The organism is Vibrio sp. ES.051 (assembly GCF_002563795.1).
Classification (GTDB): Bacteria; Pseudomonadota; Gammaproteobacteria; order Enterobacterales; family Vibrionaceae; genus Vibrio.
Genome location: NZ_PDJL01000004.1, coordinates 608,806 through 627,800 on the forward strand (window position 1 = coordinate 608,806; position 18,995 = coordinate 627,800).

Annotated in this window: 15 protein-coding genes; 7 read left to right on the top strand and 8 right to left on the bottom strand. The window is 43.6% G+C overall.

Annotation, left to right across the window (positions count from 1 at the left end):
* Nucleotides 1-88: 88 nt before the first annotated feature.
* The 5 genes from ATG66_RS21190 to ATG66_RS09200 form a co-directional block, all read right to left on the bottom strand.
* The gene (locus ATG66_RS21190; RefSeq protein ID WP_373560829.1) at nucleotides 89-211 is read right to left on the bottom strand and encodes a hypothetical protein; all 123 of its coding nucleotides are present in this window, start codon (nucleotides 209-211) and stop codon (nucleotides 89-91) included.
* A 237-nt stretch (nucleotides 212-448) separates the two neighbouring features.
* Entirely contained in the window at nucleotides 449-733 is a 285-nt protein-coding gene (locus ATG66_RS09180; protein ID WP_098415010.1) for a bacteriocin immunity protein, read from the bottom strand.
* Nucleotides 734-1,076: 343 nt separating this feature from the next.
* On the bottom strand, nucleotides 1,077-1,322 hold the full coding sequence (locus tag ATG66_RS09190; protein ID WP_098415012.1) for a DUF7683 domain-containing protein: 246 nt from the start codon (nucleotides 1,320-1,322) through the stop codon (nucleotides 1,077-1,079).
* Nucleotides 1,322-3,775 (bottom strand): S-type pyocin domain-containing protein, encoded by a 2,454-nt coding sequence (locus ATG66_RS09195; RefSeq protein ID WP_179885676.1) that lies wholly within the window; start codon nucleotides 3,773-3,775, stop codon nucleotides 1,322-1,324. The genes ATG66_RS09190 and ATG66_RS09195 overlap by 1 nt, the downstream gene beginning before the upstream one ends.
* A gap of 662 nt (nucleotides 3,776-4,437) precedes the next feature.
* Nucleotides 4,438-5,202, bottom strand: a complete 765-nt coding sequence (locus tag ATG66_RS09200; RefSeq protein WP_179885629.1) for a nuclease domain-containing protein — start codon at nucleotides 5,200-5,202, stop codon at nucleotides 4,438-4,440.
* A gap of 79 nt (nucleotides 5,203-5,281) precedes the next feature.
* Between ATG66_RS09200 and istA the strand changes: the two genes are divergently transcribed.
* The 3 genes from istA (at nucleotide 5,282) to ATG66_RS09215 (ending at nucleotide 8,719) form a co-directional block, all read left to right on the top strand.
* Nucleotides 5,282-6,796: an IS21 family transposase gene (gene istA / locus ATG66_RS09205; protein WP_143699666.1), complete on the top strand. Its 1,515-nt coding sequence runs from the start codon at nucleotides 5,282-5,284 to the stop codon at nucleotides 6,794-6,796.
* Nucleotides 6,786-7,541, top strand: a complete 756-nt coding sequence (gene istB / locus ATG66_RS09210) for an IS21-like element helper ATPase IstB (RefSeq protein WP_098413846.1) — start codon at nucleotides 6,786-6,788, stop codon at nucleotides 7,539-7,541. The genes istA and istB overlap by 11 nt, the downstream gene beginning before the upstream one ends.
* A 926-nt stretch (nucleotides 7,542-8,467) precedes the next feature.
* Nucleotides 8,468-8,719 (top strand): hypothetical protein, encoded by a 252-nt coding sequence (locus ATG66_RS09215; protein ID WP_054390489.1) that lies wholly within the window; start codon nucleotides 8,468-8,470, stop codon nucleotides 8,717-8,719.
* A 663-nt stretch (nucleotides 8,720-9,382) separates the two neighbouring features.
* Here the strand turns inward: ATG66_RS09215 and ATG66_RS09220 are convergent.
* The gene (locus ATG66_RS09220; RefSeq protein ID WP_098415015.1) at nucleotides 9,383-9,928 is read right to left on the bottom strand and encodes a hypothetical protein; all 546 of its coding nucleotides are present in this window, start codon (nucleotides 9,926-9,928) and stop codon (nucleotides 9,383-9,385) included.
* Nucleotides 9,929-10,543: 615 nt separating this feature from the next.
* On the opposite strand from ATG66_RS09220, the gene dinB (ATG66_RS09225) reads away from it, so the two are divergent.
* Both dinB (ATG66_RS09225) and dinB (ATG66_RS09230) read left to right on the top strand, forming a co-directional pair.
* The gene (gene dinB / locus ATG66_RS09225) at nucleotides 10,544-11,593 is read left to right on the top strand and encodes a DNA polymerase IV (protein WP_098415016.1); all 1,050 of its coding nucleotides are present in this window, start codon (nucleotides 10,544-10,546) and stop codon (nucleotides 11,591-11,593) included.
* A 159-nt stretch (nucleotides 11,594-11,752) separates the two neighbouring features.
* Nucleotides 11,753-12,775: a DNA polymerase IV gene (gene dinB, locus ATG66_RS09230; RefSeq protein WP_098415017.1), complete on the top strand. Its 1,023-nt coding sequence runs from the start codon at nucleotides 11,753-11,755 to the stop codon at nucleotides 12,773-12,775.
* On the opposite strand, the gene ATG66_RS09235 is transcribed toward dinB (ATG66_RS09230), so the two are convergent.
* Nucleotides 12,772-14,697, bottom strand: coding sequence for a RecQ family ATP-dependent DNA helicase (locus ATG66_RS09235; protein ID WP_179885677.1), 1,926 nt, complete (start codon nucleotides 14,695-14,697; stop codon nucleotides 12,772-12,774). The two genes, dinB (ATG66_RS09230) and ATG66_RS09235, sit on opposite strands and share 4 nt — an antisense overlap.
* 76 nt (nucleotides 14,698-14,773) lie before the next feature.
* Here ATG66_RS09235 and ATG66_RS09240 point away from each other — a divergent pair, with 76 nt between their 5' ends.
* Both ATG66_RS09240 and ATG66_RS09245 read left to right on the top strand, forming a co-directional pair.
* Nucleotides 14,774-15,253, top strand: a complete 480-nt coding sequence (locus ATG66_RS09240; protein ID WP_098415882.1) for a GreA/GreB family elongation factor — start codon at nucleotides 14,774-14,776, stop codon at nucleotides 15,251-15,253.
* A gap of 61 nt (nucleotides 15,254-15,314) precedes the next feature.
* Complete coding sequence (locus tag ATG66_RS09245) at nucleotides 15,315-16,058, top strand: YggN family protein (RefSeq protein ID WP_005385316.1); 744 nt, start codon at nucleotides 15,315-15,317, stop codon at nucleotides 16,056-16,058.
* A 126-nt stretch (nucleotides 16,059-16,184) separates the two neighbouring features.
* On the opposite strand, the gene ATG66_RS09250 is transcribed toward ATG66_RS09245, so the two are convergent.
* A complete protein-coding gene (locus ATG66_RS09250) occupies nucleotides 16,185-18,731 on the bottom strand; it encodes an Ig-like domain-containing protein (protein ID WP_098415019.1) in 2,547 nt (848 codons plus the stop codon).
* Between the last annotated feature and the right edge of the window lie 264 nt (nucleotides 18,732-18,995).

An 18,995-nucleotide genomic window follows, 5' to 3' on the forward strand; every position in this document is an offset into this window, starting at 1 on the left:
CCTGTTAATTGGGTTTTGCCTTACTAAAAGTAATCCATTCTTCTAATACTGTTCGTTGTTAATCCTCGTGTTGTATTACGGGGGACTCTTAAGTTGTCAACATCGTATACAGAACCGCCATGTTGTATTTATTCAAATGGTGCATTTCGAAAGAACGTCTTCCCCCAACGGCACCCTTAAACCTTGCTTGAGGAGCTTTGCCATCCATCATCTTTTTAAGGTTCTCAGGTATAAATTGACTTGAATCGGGAGTAGTTTGCTAACTTGCTTCACCGTTTTCTTCTGGCGTCCATTGATGGTTGGTCCGTTATTTTTAATCGCAATGGACAAAATGTTATGTTCACCGAGAACAGCCATAAGGTTCTGACACAAGAGGACTTTGAACTGTTTTTAGAACAGATTGAATCGTGTGAATAAGAAAAGGCGTCATCGTGACACCTTTTGCTTTTTACTCTTTGAAGCAAGGTTCTCCTTGATTAGCATACCACTCTTTTATTTCTAAAATAACACCGTCAGGAGAGTCATCTCTACCTGGGGAAGGGTGGAAGATCAAAGCATTACCATCAGGGTGAGATACTAACTCTGAAAAATGAGCGGATAGATTTGATATATGCAAGTCATAAGCTGCATCATCTAAATCGTTAGTGTCGGTATCTTCGAAAAATTCTTCTAAGAAGCGATACAATTCCGCCTCGGTGTAGTCTTGTAAGGCATCTTTAATTACAAGTTTCATATTATTGAACCTTATGTATCTCAGCAACAGTAGTAAATGTCCGCTTTGAAAGTGTCACAAGAGAGTTTTGAGCTGATAATAAGCATTAACTTGAGCATATTTGAGGATTCGCTCGACGGTGATTTCAGGGACACCTTCAAGTAATTCTTGCAGTATAAATACCTCTAAGAAGTAGTCATACCCCTTCGATAAGCCTCCATCCTCTGGCTCTGTGCAAAGTAAAATATGGGATTCAGGATTCCATGTACTGTCAATGTAAATAGTTAAGTCAGGATCTAAATGTAAATGCCTATTGTTTTGTACTACTTGTGATAGATTCATCGGAGCCGAGGTTTTCTCATATTTAGTCGGCAGTACCTAACTGATAATCATACTCTGGATCATAGAAGTATTTATCAATCAACTTCTCTATGTCTAAAGCTTGCGCGTCACTAATATCAAATCCGCCAGCCCCACTTGTTAGGAACTGAATATCATCTTCTTTTAACCCTAATACTTGAGCTATTCCATCGAGGTGTTCTTGTTCAATGGCTAACTCTGAAACGAGTAACTCAGTCTGTTTGTCGAACTTTTCAATAACAATTTTCATTATTTCTCTACCTTTCTAGCCGGGTCTGCTTCTTTTGTTTGCTCTCCCGATATGTGATCAAACTCGCCGATATGTTTACCATTTTTCGTATAAATTTCGACTTTTCCATGCTGAGAATCCCACTCGTAGATTCGTCCTTTTTTATCTTTCCACCGTTCTCTTAGTTTCCCTCCACCTTGTACTGACGTTTTTTTCTTTGCTTTAATTGCATCAGGGAAAGCGGGTAATGGTGGGCTCCCCTTAGGGGCTGGAACGTACTTAATATCGCTATTCGGTTTGTTGTAAACCACATAGAGCGGAGCAATGCCTGAGCTTTCAGGGAATACCAAGATCGCATCACGCCAGTCTTTCTCTTCTGGAGCAGGCGTAACGGTGACGTTCGCATCGCTACCCGAGTGGATTGGCGTGACCAGTATATCGTCTTTTTCAAACCCATCACTATGATCGGGGGTAGTTTGCCAACTTGCTTCACCGTTTTCTTCTGGCGTCCAATAGATGGTTGGTCCGTTCTCTTCAATCGCAGCGGACAACTGACCATTGTTCCCCTGTTTCACATATTTGATGGGGATTCGTGTGTCGTCTACATGATACCCCTGTACGTGCGGATAAAACTCGCCATCTTGGGGCTCGGTAATGTGGACACGAACGCGGCTTTGTGCCGTGGTCACTTGGCGTAAATCTTGGTCTGTGTATTGGGTGTTATCGCCAAACAAGCTTTGCTGCATGGCAAACAAAGCGCCAATGCCCTCGACCTGCCAGCGGTAGCCCTCGACGATTTTGTCTTTCAATGTGCCGGCCAGTTTATCTAACTGCATCGCTGCGGTTTGGGTTTGCTGCATTTGCTCTGGGGAACCGGCGACAGCTGCGGAACTGCCCATAGCCATTTGTGCTTGTGTCGCTTGAATGGCGGGTATGACAGCAGCTGGGTTTGCATTGGCTTGTGCAAAGAAGAATGACCAAGGACCAAAGTTACTTATTGACTCTTGTTGGTCGCCAATTTCAATACATCCCTCTGGTCTGGTGCAGGATTTAGCGAACACGAGCAAGCTCGTGGCGTCTTTTAAATTGAGGATTACCACATCGCCTTCTATGCAATCGGCAGTGTTAATGGCTCTATATTTGGTCAACCCGAGCAATGGATCACTGTGCTGATAATGACTGTTGCGGATGTTGTTGTAAGTTTGTGGGCGCAGCGGCGGAAAGGTATTCTTTTTGTCCGGTGCTTGTTGTTGCTGTTTCTCAGCAACAGTAATTTCATCACCGACCGCGAGTGACAGAGGGTCGGCCTCAAACACTGGGTTAAGCAAGAGCAAGGCTTTAGCTCCCATACCATATAGTTCAGCGATGCTTTGCCAGTCTTCCCCTGCTGTTACGGTGTGCGTCGCTGCGGTTTGTTCCGCTTGCGTCTCATCGTTGTTAACTTCTGAGCGCGCTTCTTCCAGCTGTTTGACCGTATCAAACAATGCGGGGATATCCAACTTTATCCCGTTTTCACACAGCCAATCTTCACTGAGATTATCGAGCTCTTCACGCGTGATTTGTCGCTCAAGATAAATGATGTATTGATTTTCGATGATTTGATCGGCTAATTTCCAATACACCAAAATAGCGCTTTGGTCTTTAGTAAAACCACGCTCGTCATTGAGCTTGTCTTGTGTCGATTGCGTAGCGTAAAACGCCCATTTTTCTTCCCCAAGAATTTTGTATTCTTGGACAAGTTCGCCATCATTAAAGTGGTAGTAATAGCCTTCTGTAGGCAAACCTAAACGTTCACCCAATCGCACTGCAGGGACAACAGGTATAAAACCTTCCTCAGCTTTATGGCTGCCGGCTTTTTGTAATGTGACGGCTTCCAATGGTGTCAGTCCGAGATTGTCATCAGCGATGTGGATATTTAAACGCTTTGGCTCATCAAACACACATAACGCTGTGTAGCGGGTGCCTTGCTCGGTATTGGCTTGCTCCCAACGGGTCACCGCGTTCTCTTTTTCAGTTTTCGCTAAAGCAAAGTCACTGTGCACCATTTTCTTTATGGTGGTATCCGAGCATCCGACTTCGAAGCTGTACTCAAACTCCTTGATTAGTTCCTCTTCACTTGCGGTTGCGATTGGCGGCGGCGTGTAAACTCGTTCGGGCGTCGAGGTTTCCCCGATACAAGAGCGGTAACCTCCCGTTGCTCTGGTGGTTTTCGTTATTGCTAACAAATTATTAGCCGCATCATCCGAAAGTTCAGAGATAACCTCAGAATTCAGCCGCCAAGTTTTAGGACCTATTGGGTCGTTGTAACTAAGTAGAGCGGGAATTTGAGGCGTATCACTCACGAGCACGAGATTGCCTTCGTAGAGATGCTGCTTTAGCTGTTCAAAAGTAAGATGTGAAGGAATAGCAGAGGCGATATCCGCTTCCGAAATATTATGGAAGTTGCCCTCTATCAATCCAAATTCATGAGACATTACTTCCGACAGTGGAAGAACTTTATAGGACACACAAATACCTAAAGTGAATGCTAGTTATCACGGCAATAAGCAGTAAGCATGCCATTAACTTTCTTCTGCAAAATCAGCTAGGTAGGATGATAGTAGTGTATGCCGATACAATTTTTTGTTTATCGAGCCAAAAAGTTGGGTATAAATCCAAAAAGTTGGTTGGTGTTGGCTGTGGTCTTTGTGTACGGTAGCTGTTTAGCTGTTTAGCTGTTTAGCTGTTTAGCTGTTTAGCTGTTTAGCTGTTTAGCTGTTTAGCTGTTTAGCTGTTTAGCTGTTTAGCTGAAGCGATACATATGGTGTTTTTACCCGTGAATACATTCGTAGTGGGCACGTTGTGGATGTAATAGTTCTAAGAAGGCTTTGCCCCAAAATAGTTCAGAGCATAAGTTCTTTCCCAGTTCGCCCTAGTGCTTTTACCTATAAAAAGTTATCCGATTCAAGTCTCCGTCAATACTCCAAGTTCCTGCGCTTGTTCTATTGTTATCTGTTAAGAAATCAGGTTATGCACAATCTATTTCCGACTTCTGTGAGCTAACTGAAGTCCAGTAAATTCCCCCACTTCTTTGTCAAAATAAAGTGGGGAAGTGGGGGTGGTTTATAGGAAACGCAGAGTTAATATGCTCTTTCGATCAACTAATTAGCCTCCTTTCAGAGTTCATAATCTCTAATATTGATAGCAGGTGCTCTTTTAAGAGTGTGTGCTCTGTTGGCTTCACTAATATAGCCGTAGCTTGCGGAAGCACTGGGTATTTGCCGTTCAAACAATGCTGTGGAGACACTGTTCGAACTATTGTCCCACTCTTGTCATGAGGAAACATTAGCAGTAATAAATTGACAGGAGATACACCTAACCTGCCCTGATTAGTTACTTGATGTATGTTTAGTAAGTACTTTCGTGTTAAGCAGTCAATATCAAAGCGTCTAATAGTCGCAGCATCTTTGTATTTAGAATCTAGAACAATGGTAACAGGTTTTTGCCAGTGTTTTGATTCGATCTTTAACACAAAGTCAGGGCAGTAGTGGTGAGCCCCATACTCATTCCGTCTTGATAGACTTGTATCAACCAGATCTCCAGGAGTGCTACTTGATGAGAACGGATATATCTTTGGTTCATATAAAAGTTCAATATCAAAGGTTTCACTCTCATAGCTAAAGTGATTATTGGTTGCTCCTTGGGGCCTTTGGCGTTCTATACCTCCGAAGGGGTGCTGCTCACCATGCTCTTTGTAGCATTGATTACTGAGCTGAACATCAAAACAGGTTTTGATGGTTTCATGGACAATCAGAAGAGAAGCTGTTTCGTATACTATCGACAGGTTTCTTAGTCCCAATAGTAAACTAGCGCCTTCAAATGTCGGTGCAGGAGTGTTAAATTGCATCCAGAACTGATCCACTTCACCCCCTGATTTGCACCGAAAACTGATCCACATCATCTAACCTAAATCCTGCTGAGTCTTAGCAGGAGAATATGGAGTGATTGACGTGTCATTATTAAGTGTTATTCGTCGTTGGCATTTCCGCGAAGGAATGTCGCAAAGAGAAATAGCCAGACGTACTGGACTATCCCGAAATACCGTTAAACGTTATTTGAAAGATCAAACTATCGAACCTGTTTATCCAAAGCGGCATTCATTGAGTAAACTAGACGAGTTTAAAGAATTACTGACTTCTTGGCTAAAACGAGAAATGAAGCGACCGAGAAAGCAGCGCAAAACGGTCAAAAACCTTTTTCAAGACCTCGTTCCGCTAGGCTATAGCGGCTCGTATGACAGAGTCGCTTCATTTGCACGTAAATGGCGCGAAGAACAAAAACTCGATGCGTCTAAACGAACGTATATGCCGCTAGAGTTTGCCCCTGGTGAAGCCTTTCAGTTTGATTGGGGCGAAAATTGGGCCTATATCAATGGCCATAAAACCAAGCTACAGGTCGCTCACTTCAAACTCAGTCATAGCCGCGCATTCCTCCTTCGAGCCTATTATTCTCAAAGTCATGAAATGTTATTTGATGCCCATAACCATGCCTTTCGCGTGTTCCAAGGCGTTCCAGAACGGGGGATCTACGATAATATGAAAACTGCGGTTGATGCGGTCAAAAATGGCAAAGATCGAGTAGTGAATCGTCGCTTTTTAACAATGGTTAGTCACTACTTGTTTGAAGCCGACTTCTGCAACCCAGCCGCAGGTTGGGAAAAGGGGCAGATCGAGAAGAACGTGCGGGATGTGCGTTCTATCATCTGGCAGCGCGCTCCTAAGGTGAAAACCTTAGAAGAGCTTAATCAATGGCTTGAAGCCCAATGTTTACGGGACTGGCAGTCACGTAGACACCCTCAATATCGTGATATGACCATAGAGCAAACGTGGCTAAGTGAGCGCTCCCAATTAATGAAAGTCACAGCGCCGTTTGATGGTTTTATCGAGCAAAGCAAGCGAGTCTCCTCTACCTGTTTGGTGAACTTCGACAGAAATAAATACTCCGTGCCTGCAAGTTACGCAAACCGACGAGTGAGTCTGCACGCCTACCCCGATAGTATTGTTTTGGTGGCAGAAGGTCAGCCCATAGCAGAGCACCAAAGAGTCTTTAATCCTAAACATGAGCCGCCACACATTGTTTATAACTGGCGACATTACCTGTTGGTTGCGCAACGTAAACCAGGCTCTCTGCGTAATGGCGCACCGTTTCACTTGCTCCCTGAGAGCTTTAAGCACCTGCAATCAATATTATTACAGCGTCTTGGCGGCGATAAGGAAATGGTCGAAATCTTGTCATTGGTTATTCATCACGATGAAAAGCTGGTAGAGCAAGCCATTAATATGGCACTGGAAGCAGGCACACCATCAAAACAACACGTCATAAACTGTTTAAGCCGCTTACTCAATCCTTCTCCAGTTGTACCCGTCCCCGTCTCTCAAGGGTTGCGACTGGTTACCGAGCCAACCAGTGATACGTCGCGATATGACGAATTAAGAGGAAAACGTCATGCACAATGAAGCGTTATTAAGCACATTAAAGGCACTCAAGCTTCACGGCATGGTTAGCAGTATTGTTGAACTTGCCTCTCAAAACTCTCCTGCTTATCAACAAGCTCAACCCATCCTTGAAACCTTGTTAAAAGCAGAGATAGCAGACCGTGAAGTGCGCAGTATCGCTTACCAAATGAAAGCGGCAAAGTTCCCAGTCTATCGAGACCTATACGGTTTTGACTTTAGCGAGAGTACAGTCGATGAGTATCTAATACGAGGTCTGCATCGCTGTGAGTTTATCAAAGACAGCCAAAACATCGTGCTTGTTGGTGGTCCAGGCACAGGGAAAACGCACTTAGCGACGGCGTTGGGCGTACAAGCCATACAACACCATCAAATGCGGGTCAGGTTCCTATCGACCATAGAACTCGTCAATACGCTAGAGCAGGAGAAGCAAGCGGGTCATGTGGGCCGCCTCGCTAATCGATTAGTGAGCTGCGACTTAGTCATACTAGATGAACTTGGGTATGTCCCTTTTAGCCAAGCGGGTGGGACATTGCTGTTCCATTTACTCAGTAAACTCTACGAGCGTACGAGTATCGTCATTACCACCAATCTCAACTTCACGGAATGGTCGAAAGTGTTTGGTGATGCAAAGATGACAACGGCATTGCTGGATAGGCTGACTCATCATTGTCACATCATTGAAACGGGTAACGACAGCTATCGTTTTAAGGAATCAAAAAAGAAGTCGAAGGAGAAAACCAAATAGAAACTAACGTAAAAATGTAGTCTAGAATAGACTTACTTAGGTGGATCACTTTTCAGTGCAAATGGTGGATCAGATTTAAGTGCAAATTAACACCCTAGACGTATTTAAGATGCTGAGTAGAAAGTAATTATTATTGCTAGCGGAAATCCTGAGATCAAAGTGATGTTCGCCCGCTCAAATTTTTGCGAGCCTCAATTCGCGTGTTTATCGTGAGTTTCACAAAGAGCTTTGGAGTGTAGTTAAAACGAGGTGGTCAAAAAGTTTGTTATCGGCACTACAATGACCGGAACAAAGCTAAGCGACTTTCCATACCTGTAGTTATCCGTAATTTGCTAAATTAGAAAAGTTACCAACAAACTTCTGTCCAAGAGTGTGCTGTGCATTAATGGCAAACCTTTCTTGATTCCTTCTACGAGCTAAAAAACGTATCGCGCAGGTTGCGTGACGCAACTTGCGTGATGAGTTTGCTTTTATTTGGGGAAAAGACCAAGTAATAACTAAGTAAAGATATCGTTCCAATCAATCAGGTTTATATTGTCTTTTTCTCTATGAGGTGCGTCCTCTAGACTAAGGCGCCTCCAACGCTTTAGGTGTTAACAGGTCCTGCACAAAATGGATACAAATTGGTTGAAGGGATATTGCATCCTGCATTTTCTACATGCGATACCCAAATTTATGCATATTTTTGGTATATATACTAAATTCAACGTTACTTTTGGTATTTGCGCTCAAATACACGACCAGAAAAGTGTGAAATACCAAAACTAGAGTTAAATTTTGGTATTGGTTTTAAACAGTAATACGTTGGGGAACACCTCAATTAAGATGTATGTCCGCTAGACGTGTTGCCCCTTGGCGCTGATAATTAACACCATAAAAATTAATTCAAATATGTAATTTGACGTTAGACCACAAGGAGCACATCAATGCGTGACCCTAACAGAATAGAAACTACGCTTTCACTTTTGAAGGAACTTTGGAGCAACAATACTGACCTTCGGTTCAATCAGTTGATGTATAACCTTCAACGAGAGTTTTCACTCGAGAACGATGGTAAAGGGCAAATCACGGAAATCTCGCAAGAGGGTATTCAGCATGTTGGTTATGATCTGTTTTACATAGAAGATGACATTTTCATTCAATTTCTAGAGAGGAAGCTAACGCAACAACAGCGCTAGCTTTTGGCTAGATAACAAAACACCTTTGAAGGCTGTGAAAGAATTACTAGTGGTTGCTACTCAGCGTGAACTGCCTTAGTAAATGCTACGCACATCTGTTGTATAACATTACGGCGGACTTTCTTGATCTTGTGGGCTCGATGCTCACTAACAATAACTCCACTCATCAAGCGAGTAACTGCTTCACGACGCTGTTGGTCGGAAAGGTGAATTCTTTTAGTTTCTTGTGTCATGTCATATATCTTAGAGATGGCGAGCCGCGGATTTCATCCGGTGAAGATGATAAGTAAATATAGCTTTGACATTGTTACGTGTCTACACTCATCTAAACAGGTTCAATAGGAAGCGTCTCCATTAGTTTAAAGTCCGTGACATACCATTTTTTGTCAAAACTCATCTACATCACTTAAGTTTAGGTTCGGCAATTGGATTTTTTGCTAATTCAGCGTGAAAGTTGTTGATGCAGTAGGATACATGCATCGTCTTTCGTAAATCTTCTTTGCCCCATTGCGGGTTAGTGCTTAAGCTCATTTACAGTCTGTTAATGATGATTAACTATATTTTTTCTAATGTTGATTTCTCGGAAGAGCATCGAAGAAGGTCTGTCACTGGCGGACCTTCATTTATGATGCATAGATCTAATATTATCGTTATTAATTAATACTACAGATTGCTTGGTAATAAATCCCTTATCTCATTGAAAGATATCCCTGACTGAGCCACCGCTCCCTTTTTGTCACCAGAGTAGCCGTAAGGGTTACCTTCATGTGCATTCTTATAAGCTAAGAGACTTAACTGTTCATTGTGGGTAGATATCAAGTTTTTAATCACATCTTCACTTGGGCCAGTGTCAGCACTAAGGTTTTGAGTATTAAATAGCACAAGAAAATCATTAGATTGAGCATCAACGGCCCTAGCTAGATAGCCCTCATTAACCTGTTTTATATATTCGATTCTTTGAGGGATAGCAGGGGGACAATGAGATCTAATTTGTTCATCGTTAACCATGCCTAACGAGTGTTCTATAAATAGCCTCCAGACTTTCTTTTCATCTTCATCAACTACAGGAGGCTGAATCTCTCCTCCTGATCGTTGACTTACTCGATTTATCGCTGTTTCTAAGATTTTCTCGACGGAATATCCTTGCTCATAAAGCGATTGATACCAGAGATATTCATGCCTTAATGGAGACCTTGGTTTTACATTCATTATTACACTCCTTTGCAATTAAGCGGTTCAATCTCACTTTACCTCGCCCCATAATTTTTTGCTACGCGTCATGCTCATTATGTGAACAGTTCATAGCCCGAAGAAAGTAACAGAGGTAGCCAAAGAGCTACTCTTAGGAAATCGTTTACGGTAGTTATGTGCTGAGGAATCTCCTAATGATCTTTATCAATATCATTAGGGGACTTCTCAGTACAAGGTTGCCTTATATGAAGTTATGCATGGACTGCTAATTTAGACAAGGGACTGGCACATTTCTGTCCAAAAGCTTCCTAGAGAGATTGGTTAGGCCTTCGCATTGATTAGCTAGAACAATTTTTCTTGCATACAAATCCCCCTTTGTGATGGGTAAGCTATGATAGTATACTGTATGAATACACATGTCCGGCAGTGGCTTTTTGAGCAACTAAATCTGTCAGTGATGGTCAAGAAAAATCATAAATGCCTAGTGAGTAGTGAGCGGTGCGAGCGTAACGAGTGGCTTTATTATTATTCTTGACCATCGTTCTTTTAAATACCCTTGTAGTGAGGTGATGTTTTCACGCAGTGATGACATCGCCTTACTAAGCATTTCAGGGATATAGTGAACTTTCGTTAATGAAAAAGATAATCCATATAGATCTTGACAGTTACTATGCTTCTGTTGAAGTCAGAGACAATCCTGAATTGCGAGGAATACCTCTTGCTGTTGGGGGGACAAATGGACGTGGGGTGATTTCAACGTGTAGTTATGAAGCGAGAGCTTTTGGTGTTCGTTCCGCCATGTCTACCGCAAAAGCCTTGCAGCTTTGCCCTCAGCTAACGGTTGTCTCTGGAAATATGGAAAAATATCGCTCAGTTTCCAAACAAATTCATGAGATTTTTAGTCGCTATACCGACATAATAGAGCTACTATCTTTAGATGAAGCTTACCTGGATGTGACTGATTCCCCGTTATTTAAAGGTTCTGCAACTTTAATAGCTCAAGATATTAGGAAGTCCATTGAAACTGAGTTACATCTTACTGCTTCGGCAGGTGTTTCTCCGTTAAAGTTCGTTTCAAAAGTTGCATCGGATGTGAATAAACCAAATGGTATCTGCGTTGTTACGCCTGATGAAATTCAATCATTTATTGATAATTTGGACTTAGGTAAGATCAATGGTGTGGGCAAAGTTACTTTAGAAAAACTTAATAAGCTTGGTTTGTTTAAAGGTCGAGACGTCAAAGAAGCCGATAGGAATATCCTGATTAGTCAATTTGGTAAATTCGGTAACACTCTATGGGATAGGTGTCACGGAATAGATGATAGACCTGTTGTTGTTGAGAGGGTAAGAAAGTCAGTAGGGGTTGAACGGACATATTTAAATGATATCCATAGTTTGGATGAATGCATACTTGCAATAAAGACTTTGTATGTCGAATTAGAGCAAAGGTTAGAAAAAGCGCTTGTAGATAAAGTGATTACGAAACTCGGTGTAAAGTTAAAGTTCAACGATTTTCAACAAACAACGGTTGAACATAAGTATGATGAGATGGATATGCAGTTTTTTATCAAGTTATGTGAAGAAGCCGTTGCTAGAAGTCATGGACGTAGTATACGTTTAGTCGGATTAAGTGTTGGTATTGAACCCAAGAAATCAACCGATCAATTACAACTCCCTTTGTGATTTTTGTAAGTGAATTTTTAACGAAATGTCCATTTTTTGCATGAATTTCTCGGATTTTTTTTGTAAGGGGTTTTGTAAGTAACTTTTTTATCCTAACACCCTTATATAAAAGCATTTCCACTCACTCACTCACTTCCACTTACAAATTTTACCCGCGAGTTGAGTCACGCTGCCGTTGAGATGAGAGATAACCCTAACTATCGCGACATGGCACTTGCCGTTGGTGGCCATGAAAAGCAGCGTGGGGTGATCAGCACCTGTAATTACGAGGCGCGTAAATATGGTGTTCGTAGTGCGATGTCGACGGCTCGCGCATTACAACTCTGCCCCAATTTATGCGTTGTACCTGGCAGAATGCATGTGTACAAACAAGTCTCGCAGCAGATCCGAGCTATTTTTGAGCGCTACACGTCGCTCATTGAACCTCTTTCGTTGGACGAAGCTTATCTCGACGTGACCGAGGCGACAGTTTGTCGTGGTTCTGCAACGCTTATTGCTGAGTCTATTCGACGAGATATTTGGAACGAGCTTGGACTGACCGCATCGGCTGGTATTGCGCCAATTAAATTCCTCGCCAAAGTGGCCTCTGATATGAATAAACCCAACGGTCAGTGTGTTATTCCACCAGATAAGGTCCAGGAAGTTATCGATACACTTCCGCTGGAAAACATTCCTGGTGTTGGGAAGGTGAGTCTTGAGAAGCTACATCAAGCGGGCTTTTATCGATGTGAGGATATTAAAAACAGCGACTATCGTGAATTGCTGAGACAGTTTGGTCGTCAGGGAGCATCTTTATGGCAGCGTAGCCATGGAATTGATAATCGAGAGGTCGTCGTTGAGCGAGAGAGAAAATCCGTCGGTGTGGAACGGACATTCAGCCAGAATATCTCGAGCTATGATGAATGTTGGCAAGTGATCGAGGATAAACTTTATCCTGAACTCGAGAAACGCTTAGAGCGTGCAAGCCCAGATAAATCGATTATTAAACAAGGTATTAAAGTCAAATTTGCCGACTTTCAACTGACAACAATTGAGCATATCCATCCGCAATTAGAGCTTGAGGACTTCAAGATCTTGCTAAGAGATATTCTTAAGCGCCAAAACGGACGGGAAATACGCCTTTTAGGCTTGAACGTGATGCTCAAGCCCGAGAACCAAGCGCGTCAATTGAGCTTTTTCTAGGCTCTTACTGCTTCTACCTGAGCTAATACTTGTTCAAAGCTTGTATTGGCCATCGCACCATAACCCGCCAGTTTTGAAGCTTTTAGCTGGCTAATTAAAGGGGTACTAATTCCACACAAGAAGCGGGCGACAGCATCATTGCTGATAGCTGAAGGGGAAAGCTGAATAAATTCCTGCACCCACATTGCTACTTGAGGTGGCTCAATATCCTCACCTTGTGGTGTTGGGAACGAAGCTACTTGACCACGACACACGGAGCAGTGACCACATTGCTCTGGTGCATTGTGATCAGCAAAGTAGTTCGCCAATTGTGAGCTCAAACAGTGCTCTGACTGGAACAAGCGTAGCATGGTGTGAATTCTTTCGATATCTTTGCTTTCTTTGGATTGGAACAGTTCATACAGTTGTTGGATTAAAACATCAGAACTCTGTGTGGTTGGCAAAACAGAGTACACGTCGGTCAGTTGTTTGCTCTCTAGCTCTATCCAACCATTCTGGTGAAAATAGTCGAGGGCTGCGACAACTCGGCTGCGTTCCGATTGATAGTTCATCCATAACGCTTCTAGGTCAACTTGGCACCACACTTTGGCTTTTTGCGAGCAGGAGAAAATAGCCTCCACGAATTGACGTCGCTCGCCTTGAAATTGATTCACAATAAATTGCTGATCGTGCAAAAACTTAAAGCGATATTCCGCAAAGTAACTGTATTTTGCTTCAATGAGTTTATGTAGCTCCAAATAAACCAACAAGGTTTTGAGTGGTAATTGGCGGATATTACTTTCACGTGATAAACGCAGTGGCACTACCTCCCATTGTGGAGCATGTTCTTTCGCTTGCTCGACTACATAGTTAATCGAAGTTAGTTCAGGTGTGTCACCATAGACAAAGTTTTCCAACACCGTTAAGCCGGACGTATTGCCTAGCAGAATGCACTCAGAACGTTGTCCATCCCTTCCGGCACGTCCAATCTCTTGTGCGTAGTTCTCGATTGATTTGGGTAAGTCGAAGTGAATGACGCGGCGAATATCAGATTTATCGACCCCCATACCAAATGCAATCGTTGCAACAATACAGTCAATTTGGCTATCCATGAACTGCTGTTGGATTTGTTCACGGATGTCGCTTTTCATACCAGCATGGTACGCGTGAGCATTAATGCCAATATGGATTAGTGACTTTGCTACTTGCTCTGCTGTCTGCTGTTGTGTCACGTACACGATAGTCGGAAGCTTAGGAGAAGAGGCGATGATCTCACTTAGCTTTTCTTGTTTCGTTGCTTCCTCGCACGGGAGCACCGAGATATCCAGATTGGGGCGGTAGAATCCTGTAACGGTAATATGCTTACTGGCAATATCGAACTTTTGTTGCATGTCTTCAATGACTGCGGGCGTTGCTGTTGCAGTGAGAAGCAAAGATTGTGGAATGTTCAGCTCACGTTGATATTGCGGTAGCTTGAGATAATCAGGGCGGAAGTTATGTCCCCATTCGGAAATACAGTGCGCTTCATCAACCACCATCAAAGAGATCGGTACTTGGCGAATGAACTCACGAAAACGCTCGTTTTTTAGGCGCTCAACAGAAATCATCAATATTTTGATCTGTCCATTTTTTACCCCTGCCATGACGCGTTGTGACTCTTCTTTGCTTTGACTGCTATCGATAGAAGCGGCTGGGATCCCTTTACTTTGCAAAAAGTTCAGCTGATCTTTCATTAGCGCCAACAACGGCGAGATCACCAACGTAAGATTGGGCAATACGGTTGCTGGCAATTGGTAACAGAGAGACTTACCCGAACCCGTAGGAAAGATGGCCGCAGCAGAGTAACCATTCATAACCGCTTCAATAACAGGTTGTTGACCTTGGCGTAATGAGTCAAAACCAAATACGGATTGAAGTGTTTGATGCAGCGAGTCACTTTGCATAATAGGGAAACCTTTCTTTGATGGTAAACTTAGGTACATTAACACACCCTGAGTGCCAAACGCGCGTCCTAAAAGTATGAACAAAGCTGACTTAGTCCAAATTATCATCCAACATCTGGAAGAAAAACTTCAAGTGGCCCATGCATCTGCTCAGCGAGCCATTGATGCCGCGACAGATGAAGAAACTGTTCCCGAGCATAAGTACGATACGTTAGCACTTGAAGCCGCGTATCTTGCTCATGGACAAGCCATGCGAATCCAAGAGAGTGAAGACGAGCTGCGTCAATATCGCGCTCTAGTGACTCGCGACTTTAAAGGCGCACCTGTTGGTGTAGGTGCTTACGTCGTTCTCGCAGATGAGAATTTGCTTGAAAAGCACTTCTTTGTAGGCCCTTGTTCTGGTGGTCTGACTGTTAAATATCAGGCTCAGGAAGTCTTTGTCTTAACAGCAAAATCTCCTCTTGGTCGAGCGTTATTCGGGAAAGAAGAAGGCGATGAGATTGATGTGAAAATAGGAGAAAAAACAACTTGTTACGAAGTCGTGACGATTTGCTGACATCTCATGTATCACTCAGTGTTATGTTTAACACGAGTAATGTTAAATAAAAGAGAATGACATGAAAAAGCTTTTTACACTCTCATTGCTGATGGTCAGTGCTACTGGTTATGCAGCGCAGTGTCGTGTGGACATCAATAATGAAGTCCGTATGGATGGGCAAAGCTTGGAAATTCGCCAAACGACAGGTGATAAAGCTGTCGTGGATGAGGATAACAACCTATTCATCAAAGGTGAGCTAATTGAACTCAATGCCGACCAAAAAGCGGCAATTGAAGACTATCGCGAAAAAATGAACGCGTATATTCCACAAGCAAAGCAGTTGGCGAGTGATGGTTTAGCGCTTGCAAATGACATCATCGATGATGTTGCGGAAAGCCTAGACGCACCTGGCGCGTTTGATAACGTCAAAGTCGCAGTACAGGACTTTTTCGCTGATGTTGAATCACGTTACTACAAAGATGGCGATTTCATTCTACCAGCGGAAAGTTTTGAGTCCATGACACAAGGGTGGACTGAAGACTTTGCAAAAGCACAAGAGATCTTCAATAAAGAGTTTTTAGCGAGTTCGTTGGATGCTTTATCGAAAAAAATGAAGGAAGAGGGGGGAATAAACCTCACTGCATTATCGGAGAGTATGGCTGAACTCAGCGCGAAAGTAGAAGAGCGTTTAGCTGAGCATTCGAAAGAGGTAGAGCAACAAGCAGAAGACTTGTGTGACTCGTTGGATGACATGGCAGGGCAAGAAGACGATTTGTTGAAGAAAATCCCTGAGCTAAAAGATTACCGAGTATTTACGATTTAATTACCCTTCAAAAAGTAGAACTCAATGGTATAAAGAAAGAGAGCACAATTGTGCTCTCTTTTCGTTTTTACATACTTGAACAAGTAATGAAAGCAAGACGATGTTATTCGTTTGCTCATTAACAACTTACTGCGAGTTCATCTGAGTGAGTTTATCGCCGACAGGTTTTGAGAAATTAAAACCATCATGCTGATCCCAGTTGATAGACCACGTCATTACCCCTGCATAATTCGGGTAATTGAACGCTGGCTTAACGGTGCCACATGAAGTGCCTTTGGTTAAACAATCTAGTGCGCTGATAATATTCTGTGTCGGAGCCTGACCTGAATTTGCCGAGCTAGGACCTGAAGGTAAGCCGATTGCGACTTGATCATCACGTAGTGGTGCAAACTGAGTGCCGTCGGCCAATTCAAAGCCTTCGATCAGCATTTTAGATTGCGCTACCATCATATCCACAGAGCCTTCTGGTGCACTGCCTGGCAGATATGGGTTTGGCAAACCACCGTTGTTATATAGCTGGACGTGAAGCAGGTCGAGCGTGCTGCGTGTCTCATTAATCACAGGAAGGTAAGCTCCCCAAATACCGCTGTAAGCCACATAGCCGCCTTGAACATAAGGATGCTCAGGTGCCATGGTTAGGTACATATCGCCACCCATGTTTTGCTCTATTTGAAGCAAAGCACGACCAAGGCGAGCTTGAATTTGCGAGCCATGAACCAAGTTAGAACCACTCTCTAAATCCACATCAAGACCATCAAAGCCCCACTCAGCGATAAGACCTGTTAGGCTAGAGACAAAGTTGGCTTCGTCTTGATCGGTATTCAGCGTAATCGTGCCTTCTGCGCCGCCAAGAGAGAGAACAAACTTCTTACCTTTAGCTTGAAGCGCTGCCATGTCTTGTTTGAACTGTGCTGGGTCGAGCGCTGGACAATCGCTGTAAATATCGCCTGAATATAGATTAAAGTGCACGGTACCATCACTGTTGCGGTCATTTTCGGCAAAGGCAATATCAATCACATCCCACGCATCAGCCATATCCGCTAGGCGAATTGGACAGCCAGCCCCATTTACAAAATTGTGCCAGTAACCGATGAGTTTATGACGTTTCTCTGCTTGCTCAACCACCGTTATTGCTGCTGCGTCAGATAACGTCGCGCTTCCAGCAAGATCAATGGCTTGAGCGCTTACGGTAAACTGTCCGATTGCGGGTGGTGTCCAGTTCGCAGAATAAGGCGCAGTCGTATCTGTGGCGACAACTGAACCATTGACCATGAAATCAACTTGTTTAATGCCTGAGGTTAAAGACGTTGCATCGGCACTTAATGCGAGGTTTTTGCCTAAGCCGACGGTTTGACCGCTACTTGGTGAAGTCAGTGAGACGACCAAATCTTTATCGCTGACTTCCACACCAACCAAGGACTCTGACGTGTTGTTATCATTATCGGTTGCGACGGCTTTAAGCTGGTTAGCGCCAATAAGTGTGGCGTTCCAAGTAACGGAATATGGTGCTTGAGTGATGACCCCTAAGCTGGTGTTGTTCGCAAAAAACTCAACTTGCGTGACTGTGCCATCAGCATCGCTTGCGTTAGCCGTGATTTCGTTATTGCTGCCAGCGAGCACGACTTGTCCATCCGTTGGTGCCGTAATGGTAACTTGCGGTGGCGTCGAACAAGCACCTAGACCACTCCAAGCATCTCGCCAATATAGCCCTTCACCAGGCTCGTAAGCCCATGTCGCATCCGAGGAACACCAACCAGCAACATCACAACGATATTTTTGGTTGAAGTGAGAAACTAGGTCGCCAACTTGATAACTCGTTCCTGCCGCGTAAGGCATTGCATCTGAACATCCGCCCGTCCCTGTTTCTGAATTACTAACAACAAGCGTTACTTCTTGGCTCATGGTTGCGAGGTATGTGTCATCAGTCGCTTGTGCTTTAAACGAATGTGTACCAGCATTCGCAGTCCATTGATATTCGTAAGGTACGCTGGTATCAATCGCAACGGATTGATTGTTCACGAAGAACTCAACTTGTGTGACCACACCATCAATATCATCAGCTTGAGCGGCTACGGTTAGGTTATCGCCTACATTAAGCACTTCTGTGCCTACTGGGCTTGTCAATGAAATGCTTGGTGGCGGTAATTCGACTTGTGGTTGAACTTGGATAGAAATCGTCGTGGTGGTAACGGCTCCCTCATTATCGGTCGCAATTGCGGTCAATTGCGAGACACCTTCAATAGCGGTCCAAGATGCTTCGAATGGTGCTTGAGTTACCACAGCAACCGTTTGGTTGCCTGCAACAAACTCAACTTGTGTGATTTGGCCATCTTCGTCGGCTGCGTTGGCTAGCAAGGTGATCGCACTGCCTTCGGGAATTTGTGCGTTGTTTGTTGGAGAGGAGAATGACACTGTTGGCTCTAGGTTGTTGCTTCCACCATCACATTGCCCTAACGCTTTCCATGCCTCCCAAGCCCCTGAATTGGTAACAGGGTCATTGCCTTGCGTCCAATACGCGGCCTCGTAAGCGGCTCCTTGCGTTTTTACTAAAGTGCCCGATGTATAAGTCGCAGTGCTGTCCCAGTCGGGTAGGCTTTGGCAGTTATAGGCTTGAGCTTGGTAGCTGACGCTGAGTGCTGCAACCATCGCTCCGTGAAGTAGAGTGACCTTCATTTTCCTCTCCTTGAGTCATGGATATAAATGAGAACAGAGTAATAACTAGCTGATAAATAGACATAAGGGGGAAAAAGCGAAGCACAATATTCTGCTTTTCGACACAGTATCACGAGGAACTATTCGTTCCTTACACCAAAGCTCATTATTTTTCGGCTCACTTCACGATGGGAGAATCACAAATTCTAGGCGTGTGAAAAAGACAAAAGTCGCCAGGTCTTAGAATGATGAATGTGAGGTGTACGTTAGAATTTACAAGCTGAA